Origin of the sequence: Brevundimonas sp. MF30-B (genome assembly GCF_004683885.1) — a bacterium.
Lineage (GTDB): Bacteria > Pseudomonadota > Alphaproteobacteria > Caulobacterales > Caulobacteraceae > Brevundimonas.
Map to the genome: position 1 here is coordinate 42280 of NZ_CP038440.1, position 12758 is coordinate 55037.

At 70.1% G+C, this 12758-nt stretch carries 14 protein-coding genes; 2 read left to right on the forward strand and 12 right to left on the reverse strand.

Annotation, left to right across the window (positions count from 1 at the left end; translation table 11 throughout):
* From trpB to E4M01_RS00245, 12 genes are all read right to left on the reverse strand, one after another.
* Entirely contained in the window at positions 1-1215 is a 1215-nt protein-coding gene (gene trpB / locus E4M01_RS00190; RefSeq protein ID WP_135066004.1) for a tryptophan synthase subunit beta, read from the reverse strand.
* Between the two features lie 32 nt (positions 1216-1247).
* Positions 1248-1886 carry a phosphoribosylanthranilate isomerase gene (locus E4M01_RS00195; protein WP_135066007.1) on the reverse strand — a complete coding sequence of 213 codons (639 nt, stop codon included), beginning with the start codon at positions 1884-1886 and terminating at the stop codon, positions 1248-1250.
* The gene (locus E4M01_RS00200) at positions 1883-2296 is read right to left on the reverse strand and encodes a type II toxin-antitoxin system VapC family toxin (protein ID WP_167765448.1); all 414 of its coding nucleotides are present in this window, start codon (positions 2294-2296) and stop codon (positions 1883-1885) included. Before E4M01_RS00200 ends, E4M01_RS00195 begins: the two co-directional genes overlap by 4 nt.
* Positions 2293-2556 carry a type II toxin-antitoxin system Phd/YefM family antitoxin gene (locus E4M01_RS00205; RefSeq protein ID WP_135066013.1) on the reverse strand — a complete coding sequence of 88 codons (264 nt, stop codon included), beginning with the start codon at positions 2554-2556 and terminating at the stop codon, positions 2293-2295. Before E4M01_RS00205 ends, E4M01_RS00200 begins: the two co-directional genes overlap by 4 nt.
* 18 nt (positions 2557-2574) lie before the next feature.
* The gene (locus E4M01_RS00210; protein ID WP_135066016.1) at positions 2575-3789 is read right to left on the reverse strand and encodes an FAD-binding oxidoreductase; all 1215 of its coding nucleotides are present in this window, start codon (positions 3787-3789) and stop codon (positions 2575-2577) included.
* Between the two features lie 54 nt (positions 3790-3843).
* Positions 3844-4584, reverse strand: a complete 741-nt coding sequence (locus E4M01_RS00215) for a pseudouridine synthase (RefSeq protein ID WP_256359963.1) — start codon at positions 4582-4584, stop codon at positions 3844-3846.
* Positions 4581-5480 (reverse strand): class I SAM-dependent methyltransferase, encoded by a 900-nt coding sequence (locus tag E4M01_RS00220; protein ID WP_135066019.1) that lies wholly within the window; start codon positions 5478-5480, stop codon positions 4581-4583. The genes E4M01_RS00215 and E4M01_RS00220 overlap by 4 nt, the downstream gene beginning before the upstream one ends.
* Positions 5481-5550: 70 nt before the next feature.
* Positions 5551-6624: a substrate-binding domain-containing protein gene (locus E4M01_RS00225; protein ID WP_135066022.1), complete on the reverse strand. Its 1074-nt coding sequence runs from the start codon at positions 6622-6624 to the stop codon at positions 5551-5553.
* A gap of 274 nt (positions 6625-6898) precedes the next feature.
* Complete coding sequence (locus tag E4M01_RS00230; RefSeq protein WP_135066025.1) at positions 6899-7576, reverse strand: redoxin domain-containing protein; 678 nt, start codon at positions 7574-7576, stop codon at positions 6899-6901.
* Between the two features lie 30 nt (positions 7577-7606).
* Complete coding sequence (locus E4M01_RS00235) at positions 7607-9757, reverse strand: protein-disulfide reductase DsbD (protein WP_245158316.1); 2151 nt, start codon at positions 9755-9757, stop codon at positions 7607-7609.
* An 85-nt stretch (positions 9758-9842) separates the two neighbouring features.
* Positions 9843-10307 carry an OmpA family protein gene (locus tag E4M01_RS00240; protein WP_135066028.1) on the reverse strand — a complete coding sequence of 155 codons (465 nt, stop codon included), beginning with the start codon at positions 10305-10307 and terminating at the stop codon, positions 9843-9845.
* Positions 10308-10462: 155 nt separating this feature from the next.
* Positions 10463-10816, reverse strand: coding sequence for a YMGG-like glycine zipper-containing protein (locus E4M01_RS00245; RefSeq protein WP_135066031.1), 354 nt, complete (start codon positions 10814-10816; stop codon positions 10463-10465).
* A 138-nt stretch (positions 10817-10954) separates the two neighbouring features.
* Between E4M01_RS00245 and E4M01_RS00250 the strand changes: the two genes are divergently transcribed.
* Both E4M01_RS00250 and E4M01_RS00255 read left to right on the forward strand, forming a co-directional pair.
* A complete protein-coding gene (locus E4M01_RS00250; RefSeq protein WP_135066034.1) occupies positions 10955-11905 on the forward strand; it encodes a diacylglycerol kinase family protein in 951 nt (316 codons plus the stop codon).
* Positions 11905-12756 (forward strand): metallophosphoesterase, encoded by an 852-nt coding sequence (locus tag E4M01_RS00255; RefSeq protein ID WP_135066037.1) that lies wholly within the window; start codon positions 11905-11907, stop codon positions 12754-12756. The genes E4M01_RS00250 and E4M01_RS00255 overlap by 1 nt, the downstream gene beginning before the upstream one ends.
* Positions 12757-12758: the final 2 nt, after the last annotated feature.

Sequence of the window (12758 nt, forward strand, 5' to 3'; positions counted from 1 at the left end):
CTAGAGCTCGACTCCCAGATGCTTGGCTACGGTGAAGATATCCTTGTCGCCCCGGCCCGACAGGACCAGCACGACGTCGCCGCCCTCGCCCACGTCGCGGGCGACTTCGCCGATGCGGGCCAGGGCGTGGGCGGGTTCGAGAGCGGGAATGATCCCCTCCAGCTGCGACATCTGCTGGAAGGCGGCCAGGGCTTCGTCGTCGGTGGCCGAAAGATATTCGCCGCGGCCCAGGTCGTTCAGCCAGGCGTGCTCGGGGCCGATCCCGGGATAGTCCAGGCCGGCGGAGATCGAGTGGCCCTCAAGGATCTGGCCGTCCGCGTCCTGCAGCAGATAGGTGCGGTTGCCGTGCAGCACGCCGGGACGGCCGCCCTTCAGGCTGGCGGCGTGGTCGGGGGTGTCCAGGCCGTGGCCCGCCGCCTCGACCCCGATCAGGCGAACGTCCGTGTCGTCGACGAAGGGGTGGAAGGCGCCGATGGCGTTCGAGCCGCCGCCGATGCAGGCCACCACCGCCTCGGGCAGTTTGCCCATCCGCTCCAGCGACTGCTGCTTGATCTCGCGCCCGATCACCGACTGGAAGTCGCGAACCATGGCCGGATAGGGCGCCGGGCCGGCCGCCGTGCCGATGATGTAATAGGTGTCCTCGACGTTGGTCACCCAGTCGCGCATGGCCTCGTTCATGGCGTCCTTGAGCGTCGCCGCCCCCGCCGTCACGGCCGCGACCTCTGCGCCCATCAGTTTCATGCGGAAGACGTTGGGCTGCTGCCGCTCCACGTCGACCGCGCCCATGTAGACCACGCAAGGCAAGCCGAAGCGCGCGCAGACGGTGGCCGAGGCAACGCCGTGCTGGCCGGCCCCGGTCTCGGCGATGATGCGGGTCTTGCCCATGCGTCGGGCCAGCAGGATCTGGCCCATGCAGTTGTTGATCTTGTGCGCGCCCGTGTGGTTCAGGTCCTCGCGCTTCAGCCAGATGCGCGCGCCGCCGTGATGCTCGGTCAGGCGCTCGGCCAGATACAGGGGGCTGGCGCGGCCGACATAGTGCTCCAGGAAGCCGTCCAGCTCAGCCTGGAAGCTCGGATCGGCCTTGGCCTCGGCATAGGCCGCGTCCAGCTCGTGGATCAGCGGCATCAGGGTTTCGGGCACGAAGCGGCCGCCATAGGGGCCGAAACGGCCCTGGGCGTCGGGCCAGGCGTAGGCGTTGGGCAGGATGGCGTTCACGGGCGTCAATCTTTCGCGGGAAGGCGACGAAATCAGGACCGTTTGACGGCCCGCAGGAAGGCCGCAATCCGGGCCGTGTCCTTAACACCCGGCGCGCTTTCCACACCAGAGGAGACATCGACCGCCTGAGCACCCGTCAGACCCACCGCCTCTGCGACATTATCGGGGTCCAGGCCTCCGGCCAGGAACCATGGTTGGGCGAAGCGCCGCCCGCGCATCAGGGTCCAGTCGAACTTCGCCCCCACGCCGCCGGGCAGGACGGATCCACGGGGCGGCTTGGCGTCGAACATCAGCCAGTCAGCCGCGCCGGCCCATTGCCCCGCCGCATCCAGATCAGAGCCGTCGCGCACCGCCAGCGCCCTGATCACGCCCGCGCCCGTCAGCCGTCGCGCCTCATGCGCCCGGCGCGGCGTCTCGGCTCCGTGCAGCTGGATCAGGTCGGGCTTGAGGATCAGCGCCACTTCGGTCAGCAGGGCGTCGCTCGGATCGACCAGCACTGCGACCACCCTGGCTCGCCCTCGCGCCCGCTCGAACAGGGTCGCGGCGTGGATTGGATCCAGGTGCCGCGGGCTCTTGGGAAACACCACCGCCCCCACGAAGTCCGCCCCGCCCGCCAGGGCCGCGTCCAGCGTCTCGGGCGTCGTCAATCCGCAGATCTTGGCCAAGGTCATGGGACGATGACCTCAACGCCCAGGTCCGCCGCCACCGCCGCCATGCCTGCATCCAGCGTGGCCAGGGCGCCGCCATGCCTGATCACGATGGCGATGTGCAGGGCGTCGGCCGCTCTTAGGCGCACATCGCCACGCACCAGCGTCCTCGCTTCGATCAAGTCGGAATCCTGAACCGACAACACCGTCCTCGACGGCAACCAGCCATCCACCTGTATCTCAAGAGCTCGGCGGGTCCGGTCTTCCAGCTTGCGCATGCGAGACTGGACCGCGAGGGCGGACGAAAATTCGGTCAGCGCCCAGCGGCTCAGGACGATCTCCGGCTGACCCTGCAGCCATCGCGTGACGCGTGCTGTGTGGACATCGTTGCTGAACATGGACACCAGCACGCTGGTGTCGAGATAGGCGGTCAAATCTCTCCGTCCCGCATCTTGCGGACCAGGGTGACGGAGTCGATCGGTTCGCTTGGCGACACTCTGACCTTTTCGAGCCATTCCAGATCGACCGCGCCGTTCGTGCGGGCCGGCGGCTCGGCCGGCTCCAGGCGCGCGATGGGCTTGCCGCGCCGGGTGATGGTCACGGCTTCGCCAGCCAGCATGCGGTCAAGCAGCCGGGGCAGATTGTTCTTGGCTTCGGCGACGGAATAGCTGGACATGGCCATCAAGATAGCCATCTGCGGCCCGCTCCGCAATCAAGGCCGATACAGGTCTGCGTCCGGGTCCGCGCGACCACGAATGCCCGCGGCCACGATCTGGCTTGCGATGACCGAATAGGTGATGCCGTTGCCGCCGAAGCCCATGACCGCCCAGGCGTTGGCCATGGCCGGCACGGGCGCGATCGACGGCAGGCCCGTCGCGCTCTCCCCGAAGGCCCCGGCCCAGGTGTAGTCCACCTCGAACTCCACCTCCGGCAGCAGGTCGCGCAGCTTCTTGGCGATGGTCTCGCACTTGCGCTTCAACTTGACGGGATCCTGATGCGCGGCCGGATCGGCCTCGTCCTCGCCGCCGACGATCAGCCGGCCGTCGCCGCCCATGCGGAAATACAGGTACGGATCGGACGCTTCCCACACCAGGGTCTCGCGCAGCCAGGCCGGACAGCGCAGGCGCGGCTTGGACGCCAGGGCCCAGGTCGAGATCACCTCGGCGCCGGGCGTCGGCACGCCCTTGGGAAACTCGTAGCCGCAGCAGAAGACCACCTGGCGCGCCCGCACCGCATGGCCGGCGTCGGTCAGCAGGGTCACGCCGTCGGGATCGCTGGCGGCCTGTTCGACCTCGACCGGAGAATAGACCATCGCCCCATTCGCCTGCGCCCGCCGCAACAGACCGGCGGCCAGACGCGCCGGGTCGCCGCTGGCCGACCCCTGGCTCAGGATGGCGCCGGTCCGTTCGATGCCGAACCGTTCGCGCACCTCGGCCTTGCCCAGGAAGACGCTCTCCAGGCCCATGGCCGCTCGCGCTTCGGCCTCGGCCTCCAGCGCGCGGAACCCGTATTCGTCGCCCGCCAGATACAGGGTCGCCTTGTCGTTCAGCCCGCAGACGATCCGCTCGTCCGCCACGATCGTCTTCAGCGCATCCACGGCCGAGCTCGAGCGCCGATAGGCCCGCCGGGCCTTCTCGGCCCCGATCCGCTCGGTCAGCGCCGTCAGCGGCAGGTCGATCTCCCATTGCAGCAGGGCTGTCGAGGCGATGGTCGAGCCCATCAGGGGCGGCCGCCGGTCAAGCACGGCGACCGAATGGTCGCGGCTCAGCTCATGGGCCATGAAGGCGCCGCTGATGCCCGCGCCGACGATGGCGACGTCGACGCTGACCGCCCGCTCCAGCGCCTTGACCGGCACGCCCAGCCCATGGCTGTCCGCCCACAGCGAACGGCCGGTGCGCAGATCGCGTTTCAGGGTGGCGCCGGTCATGCTGTCTCCGATCGAGCGGAGCGAAAGGGCGCCAGACCGGCCGAAGTTCCCGCGTTACTCGAAGATGGCCGCGATCTCGTCGGCCGTCATCAGGCGCCACTGACCGGGCGCCAGGTCGTCGGGCAGGCCCAGGCCGCCCAGCCGCTCGCGATGCAGGGTCTCCACATGGTTGCCGACCGCGGCGAACATGCGCCGCACCTGGTGATAGCGCCCCTCGGTCACGGTCAGCAGGGCCTCGGTCGGCGAGACGACCTCAAGCACCGCCGGCGACAGCGGCTTGTCCTCGCCCTCCAGCATCAGTTCGCCGGACGCGAACAGCGCGCCTTCGGTGCCGCTCAGCGGCCGCGCCAGCGTCGCGCGATAGACCTTGGCGACGTGGCGTCTGGGGCTGATTACCCGGTGCAGCAGGTCGCCGTCGTCGGTCAGCAGCAGCAGGCCCGTGGTCTGCTTGTCCAGCCGCCCGATGGTCGAGATCGCCGGATCGCGTGCGCGCCAGCGGTCGGGCAGGACGTCATAGACCAGCGCCCCGTCCTCCTTCCTCGAACAGGTCATGCCCAGCGGCTTGTTCAGCAGGATGACCAGGCCCGCGACCGGGTCCAGCGGCTCGCCGTCCACCAGCATCCGCGTCGGCAGGTCGGGCGTCACCGGAATGCGCTGCGACACGTCCGTCAGATCGCGCCCGTCCAGCTCCACGCCCCCGGCGCGCGCCAGCCGCCCCACCTCGGCCCGCGAGCCATAGCCCATGGACGACAGCAGCTTGTCGACGCGGGCGGTGGGCGTTTTGGATGAACTCACTTCCCCGCCTCGAACAACTTGTAGCCATCGGCTTCGACCACGACCCGGGCCCGCTTGAAGGCGGCGTTCAATTCGGCCTCGTAGGGCAGGTGCCGGTTGGCCACCAGCCACAGCGCCCCGCCCTTGCCCAGCAGGCCGGCGGCCTTGCGGATAAAGGCCTGGCCCAGTCGCCGGTCCTCGGCCCCGCCGTCGTGGAAGGGGGGATTGGTGACGACGAAGTCCAGGTCGCCGCTCTCCTCCATCATCCGCACATCGGCCCAGTCGAAGGCCGCGCGCGGATCCTCGACATTGCGCCGGGCCGCCTCGACGGCGCGGCGGTCGATGTCGATCAAGCGCAGCGACGTCACGGCGGGCGACCGCAGCACGACCGTCGACAGGGCGCCGAAGCCGCAGCCCAGGTCGGCGCCCGCTCCCTTCAGCGGCGGCAGGTGCGCAGCCATGACCGTCGTGCCCCGGTCGATCCGATCCCAGGCGAAGACGCCCGGCCGCGACCAAGCGTCCAGCCCCTCGACCCGCTGCAAGGCGCCGGCGGCGATGGCCGCGTCCAGGCCCTCGATACGCTCGGGTCGGATCACCTGACAGCGGCGGTGGTGCGCCTTGGCGGTCTCGCCGATCTCCAGCCCCCAGGCCTTCAGCTCCTTGCCCAGACGCGAGCCGCCCTTGTCCTTGGGCGCCATGACGTCCAGCCGGCCGCCGGGCTTCAGCACATGCAGCGCCTGGGCCAGCACGGCGCGGCGCTCCAGGGCGCCGGGGGGCGCCAGCATCGCCACGGCGTCGGCCGAGCCTTCCGCCATGTCGTCGAACGAGGCGGAGCCGGGGATCAAGGGCGAGGTCTGCACCGCATCGCCGGGCGGGTCGAAAACCGCCGGCGGGCGGCCGTAAATCAGGCTGGTCATCGCCGGCTCTGTAAACGCAAACCGCCCCGGACGCGATGCATCCGGGGCGGTCTGTTGTCGGGCGTCGCGATCAGGAGGCGGGGCGCGTCATCGACGTGCCGGCCGCCGCCTTGGCCTTCTCGGCCTCGTGCTCGGCCGCCTGCAGCGGGATCAGGCCGCGATCCTGCAGATAGCCGCCGCGCGCCGAGGCGCTGTCGGACATGAACTCGGCCACGAACTGCTCCAGGCCCGGCGTCACGCCAATGTGGGCCTTCTTGACGTAGATGTAGAGGCTGCGCGCCAGCGGATAGGAGCCGTCGGCGATGGTCTCGACCGAGGGGGCCACCCCGTCAATCGTCTCGGCCTTCACCTTGTCCATGTTCTGCTCGAGGAAGGAGAAGCCGAACACGCCCAGCGAACCCGGCGTGCGCGTCAGGGTCGAGACGATGGCGTTGTCGTTCTCGCCCGCGTCGATCCAGGCGTTGTCCTCGCGCAGGGTGTGGGTGATCGTCTCGAAGCGGGTCTTGTCGGATTCGATCGCAGCAACTTGCGGCACCAGGGCGCCGCCGGGCGCCATGCCCAGCTCCAAAAAGGCGTCGCGCGTGCCCGAGGTCGGCGGCGGGCCATAGACCTGGATGCGCTGGCCGGGCAGGCCGGGGTTGACCTGGTTCCAGTTCATCGCCGGGTTGGCGACGAAGCCGCCGGCGCCCGGAACCTCCTTGGCCAGGGCCAGATACAGGTCCTGAAGACGCAGGTCGAAGCTGGCGCCGCCGCGGTCGGTCGCCACGACGATGCCGTCATAGCCGATCTTCAGCTCGATGATGTCGGTGACGCCGTTCTGCTGGCACAGGTCGAACTCCGACGCCTTCATGGGGCGCGAGGCGTTGGCGATGTCCGGCGTGCGCGGCCCCACGCCCTGGCAGAAGGCCTGGATGCCGCCGCCGGTGCCCAGGGCCTCGACGCGCGGCGCGGCCGAGCCCGAGTTCAGACGGTTGAAGTTCTCAGCCACGCGCGTGGCGAACGGGAAGACGGTCGAGGAGCCGGCCGCCCAGATGCCGGCGCGGGTCTGACCGCCGCCCGAGCCGCCGCCCGCGCCATCGCCGCACGCGGCCAGGCTGACGAGGGCGAGGGTGGAAACGGCGACGGCGGCGAAACGGCGGACCATGATCTGCTCCCTGAAAGGTTGGGGCGCTTAGACCAGAGTTTCATGACGGTTCGCTGACGCCGCCATGGCTCGCCGAAACCGGCTCCCCGGACCGCCGTCATGCTCGGACACAATCTATCGTTTTCATTTGTCGTTCCCGGGCTTGTCCCGGGAATCCATAACCTCCCCCGTCGAACACCGGACCGCAGCGCATGACAATCCGGCGACGTGGTTATGGATCCCCGGGACGAGCCCGGGGATGACGAGAGCAAAGAGGTGGAAACTACGCCCCCGATCAGGTCCCGACCGTCTCGGGGTATTTGATCGCGCAGCCGTAGGGCGTGGCGTAGGCGGTTTGGACCGGGCGTCCAGCCTTCATGTCCGCCAGCGCCGCCGAGACATAGTTGGTCGCCCCGTCCAGATCTTCGACCTTGTTGGTCGGGCGGTCGTCGATGCCGCCGACGAAGACCAGGCGGCCCTCCGGGTCGATGATGCGCATGTCGGGCGTGGTCTTGGCGTCATACAGCTTGCCCACCTCGCCCGAGGGGTCGAGCAGCAGATGGGTGAAGCCGGCCTCGAACCGGTCCTTCCAGCCGCGGGCGTCGGCGCCCTCGACATGGCCCTGCGTCCCCGGCGAGGACGAGATGATGGTCAGCCACACCACGCCATCGGCCGTGGCCTGACGCTGCAGCGCCTGCATGGCGCCGGTGTAGTGCTTCTGCACATAGGGACAGCCGTCGTTGGTCCACTCCAGCACGACGGTCCTGCCGCGGAAGTCGGCCAGCGACCGCTGAACCCCCTCGGCGTCGACCAGGGTGAAGGCCGGGGCCATCTGCGCCTGACCCGCTTCGGCGGTCGCGGGCGTGCTTTCGGCGGTCTGGGTGGGGGCGGCTTCCTGCTGCTGGCACGCCGCCAGGGTCAGGGCGGCGGCGCTGGACAGGGCGAGGGCGCGAAGCGTGGCGCGGATGGTCATGGGTCGTTCCTCTCTTTTTTCCGGTTGTCGTCAGTCGTTGGTGATCGCCTGGACCAGCAGGCCGTCGGTCAACAGTTGGGGCAGGATTTCCGGTTCGGCCCGGCCGGGGCGGTACATCAGATACAGCGGCACGCCCGAGCGTCCGTGACGTTCCAGCTCGCGGGTGATGGCGTCGTCGCGCCGCGTCCAGTCGCCGACCAGATAGGCTGCATTGGCTTCTGTCATGGCGCGGTCGACGCGGCCCGACGACAAGGCCGCGCCCTCGTTGATCTTGCAGGTGACGCACCAGTCTGCGGTGAAGTTGACCAGGACGGGCCGCCCCTCGGCCAGGGCCGCCTGCACCGCCTCGGCCGACCAGGGCTGCGACGCCAGGGGACCGGTGGACGAAGCTTCGCCCGACGCCTCGGGCAGGGGCAGGCGCGCGGCGGTGACCGTCGCGCCCACGGCCGCCAGCAAAGCCAGACCCGCGACGACGCTCGAAATCCGGCCGCGTCCGCCCTCGGCCTTCGAGCTCTGGCTCAGACCCCAAAGCCACAGGCCCAGGGCGACCAGCAGCCCCGCCGTGAACAGGCCGGCCAGGGCGATCGGCCCAGCCTGGCGCGAGAAGACCCAGACCAGCCACAGGGCCGCGCCATACATCGGAAAGGCCAGGAGCCCCTTCAGCCGGTCCATCCACGGCCCAGGCCGAGGGAAGCGCCGCAGCAGGGCAGGCGACAGGCTGACCAGCACATAGGGCAGGGCCAGACCCAGCCCCAGCATCAGGAACACCGCCAGCGCCGCCGGCCACGGCATGACCAGGGCGGCCCCCAGTGCGGCGGCCATGAAGGGCGCGGTGCAGGGCGCCGCCACCACCACCGCCAGCACCCCGGTGAAGAAGGCCCCGGCCCCGCCGGGCAGGCGCGCCAGCGGCCCTTGTCCGGCCGACTGCAGCCCCGCGCCCATGGCGAAGACACCCGACAGGTTCAGGCCGACGCCCAGCATCAGCAGGGCCAGCACAGCCACCACCGCCGGCGACTGCAGCTGGAAGCCCCAGCCCACCGCCTCGCCCGCCGCACGCAGGGCGATCAGCGCGCCCGCCAGGACGGCGAACGTCGCCAGCACGCCCAGCAGGAACATCAGCCCGTCGCGCCGCGCCTCGCCCGGCTCATGCGCCGATTTCGCCAGCGACGCCGCCTTCATCGCCAGGATGGGGAAGACGCACGGCATCAGGTTCAGGATCAAGCCGCCCAGCAGGGCCAGCAGCCCCGCCTGGATCAGGCCCGACGCGGTCAGGTTCGATGTCGTGGAAGCGACGCCGTCGTCGGCCGCCAGCGTCGCTCCGCCGGTGGTTCCGGCCAGCGGCTCGCCCGGCTCGGCCCGGATCTCCCAAGCCCCGCGATCCGTGGCCAGCACGCCCTCGACCGGCCCGCTCAACCCCGCCGCGCGGGTCCGCCCGCCGGGCTGCAGCGTCAGGCTCAGCCCCTGCGGCCCCGTCACGCCCGGCTGATCAGCCGGATGGTCGATGACCCCGCCCTCGAACGGAAAGAAGACGGCGCGGCCGACCGGCCCGTCCGCCAGCGGCCCGCCCATGGCGCTCAGCGTCAGGACGCCGTCGCGGGCGGTGATCCGCGCCTCGATCCCGGCGGGACGCGGCGCCTGGGTCAGGACACGTTCGATGATCGCGCCATGCCGCGCCGTCAGCGGCGCCTCGCCCTCGCGAACCGGCAGGTCCAGCGCCAGGGTCATCTCGTCGGGCACGCACATCTGGTCGCTGCAGACCATGAACAGCACGTCGGCGCGGATCGGCAGCACCGTGCCGGCCGCGACCGAGGCGGGAACCTCGATCGGCACGGGCAGATAGACTTCGTCGGAATAGCCGAAGTTCATCAGCGTCATCAGCCGCTGCCGCTCGGGCAGAGGCCAGACGATGGCGCCGGCCTGAAGCCCGGCCGGCAGGCTCCAGTCTATGGTGGTCGGTCCGCCGGAATCGCCGGGATTACGCCAGTAGGTGTGCCAGCCGGGCTCGATCTTCTGGCGCACGGCCACGATCACGGTCGAGCCGGGCGTGGCCCATTGCGTCATCGGGACCAACTCGGCCGAGATCCGTTCAGTGCGTTGCTCGCCGCCCGGCCGCGCCGTCTGGGCCGCGGCGGGCGCGGCCAGCAGGGTCAGCCAGAGCAGGGCGAGGGTCAGCAGGCGCACGCGCGGCCTTTCACAGGGCTGGATCGGTCGCCGATCCTAGACGCCCCGGTCCGTCAGGGCCAATCGCCCGCGTCGCCGCAGGGTCTCAGCGGGCGGGCGCGGCCTCGACCAGCACTTCGGTGCGGCGACGCAGGGGCTCGCGCACCCCGCTCTCGGCCACCGAGCCCTCGTCCCCGGCCGCCGCCACGTCGAACGCCGGTGAGGGCCAGCCGGCGGCTCTCAGCGCCTCGGCCACCGCGCGGGCGCGCCGCTGCGACAGGGTCATATTGGCCTCCGACGCGCCGGTCGCGTCCGCCAGTCCGACCACCGTCACCCGGCTGATGTCGCAGCCCTGCAGCTGGGTCGCCGTCATGCCGATCGCCTCGCGCGCCGCCATGGTCAGCCGCGCCGAGCCGTCGTCGAAATAGATGTCGAACCGCTTGGCCGAACACAGGCTCGGATCGGTCACCAGCTCGGACCGATCGCGGAACACCCCGTCGGCCACCGCACAGCCCGACAGGCCCAGCCCGATCGCCGCCAGCGCCACGAAGCCCAGTCTCGATGTGGTCATGACCACCCTCCCTATCCCCAGCCACTGAAGCCCGCCCCGCGGAAGGCGGCAAGGCTTCTCGGCTCAACCAACCGTTTCGTGAACGAAAAGGGGCGGCTCGCCCAGCGAGCCGCCCCTTCAAATCTGTCAGACCGAACGATCTGATAGGACTACTATCAATAGCGACGCTGACCGTTTTCCCAGTAGCACTCGGTCTGACGGTTGTCGTAACAGTAGTAGTAGCGGCCTTGGTTGTCGCGATAGCGCTGCTGGTTGGCGCGGTCCTGGTTGGAGCCGCGGATGGCGCCGGCGGCGCCGCCCACAACCGCGCCGATCGCGGCGCCGGTGCCGGCATTGCCGCTGCCCGTATTATTGCCGATCACGGCGCCGGCGGCGGCGCCGATGGCGGCTCCGAGGGCGCCCTGACGGACGGCTTCATTATTGGAGCCGCCGTAGCCATACGGATCGCTGGCGCAAGCGGCGGTCGACAGCAGGCCAATGCTGGCCACGGCGATGAGAGCCTTTTTCATATCGGAATCCTTTGTCCCTCAGGGTGTCCCCCTGGCTGCCGAAACGCCGCACCTTCACGGCGGTTCCGGCAACGGTCACGCTTAATCTCTATTATGGCAAAGCTGGGAACGGCCGCGTCAGCCCGGCGTTCGGGCGAGATGGCAGACAACATCATCCAGCCGGCGCCTCCCGAGTCCGACGCCCTAACGCTGACGCCGCATGCCCCACTGCGGCGCGTCATCATGCTGGTGAACCCGCTCTCCGGGTCAGTGGGGCCCAAAGCGGCGGACGAGGCGCGCGCCATTCTTGAGGCCTATGCCTGCAAAGCCGAAGTGGTGGCCCTGGAGGGCGGGCGCTTCGACCAGCAGATCGACGAAGCGCTGGGCGCCAAACCCGACGTGCTGTTCGTTCTGGCGGGCGACGGCACGGCAGGGGCGGCGGCTTCGCGCGCGGGCCCGGACGGCCCGCTGGTCGCGCCCCTGCCCGGCGGCACCATGAACATGCTGCCCAAGGCGCTTTACGGCACAGCCGACTGGAAGCAGGCCCTGAAGTCCGCTCTCGAAGAAGGCGAGGCCCAGGACGTCGCAGGCGGCGTGGTCGAGGACGGCGACCTGCGCGAGCCCTTCTACTGCGCCGCCATTCTGGGATCCCCTGCCCTGTGGGCGCCGGCGCGCGAGGCCGTGCGCTCGGGCAAGCTGAAGCTGGCGCTCCAGTATGCGCGACGGGCCCTGAAGCGCGCCTTTTCCGGGCGCATACGCTACGCCCTGGATGGCGGACCGCGCCGCCGCACCGAAGCCCTTGTGCTTATCAGCCCCATGATCTCCAAGGCCATGGATGGCGATGAGGGCCTGGAAGCCGCAGCCATGGACCCGACCCATGCCGCCGACGCCTTCCGCCTGGCCGCTCACGCCCTGTTCGACGACTGGCGACGAGATCCATCGGTCAGAACCAAATCCACGCGCCTGGCCGCAGTGCGCGCCCGATCGCGCATTCCGGCGGTGATCGACGGCGAGCCGATCCTGCTGTCGAATTCCGCCCAGGTCCGCTTCACGCCCAAGGCGTTTCGCGCGCTTGCCCCTCGCCCGCCGGCGGCCGAGGACAGCGTCTGATGGGGTGCGTTCTTCAGTTTTCGGACATCCATTTCGGCTGCGAGCACAAGCACGCCGTGGCGGCCGCCCTGGACTACGCCCGCGACACCCCCGCCGACCTAACGCTGATCACCGGCGACATCACCCAGCAGGGCTTTCCCAAGGAATTCCAGGCCGCCGGCGAATGGCTGCGCGGCCTGCCCAAGCCGGTGTTTGTCACCGTCGGCAATCACGACGTGCCCTACTGGGACGTGATCGCGCGGATGTTTCATCCCTGGAAGGCCTTCCAGGAGGCGACTGGCCATCCGGCCCACGATCACCAGTTCCTGTCCAACGCCCTGATGGTGCGCGGCGTGACCACGGCGCGTGGCTGGCAGGCGCGGCTGAACTGGTCCAAGGGCGTGATCGATCTGGACCAGACGCGGCGCGCGGCCGCCGCGCTGCGCAAGGCCCCGATCGGTGCCCTGCGCATCCTGGCCTGCCACCATCCGTTGATCGAGATGGCCGGCACGCCGATGACGGGCGACGTCAAACGCGGCGACAAGGCCGCCCTGATCTTCGCCGAGGCCGGGGTTGATCTGATCACCACCGGCCATGTGCACGTGCCCTTCGCCCTGCCGATCGATTTGGCGGACCGCTGCTCCTACGCCATCGGGTGCGGGACGCTGTCGCACCGCGAGCGCGGCGAGCCGCCGAGCTTCAACCGCATCGAATGGGACGCTCACCAGATCACGGTCACCGCGGTCGCCTGGGACGGGCAGCGGTTCGCCGACCACCAGGTCTGGCGCCTGCCCCGCCGTCAGGACACGCGACACCGCGAGACGGCGCCGGACCCCAAGGCGCCGGGCCTGCTGGAAGAAGCGGCCGTCTAAGG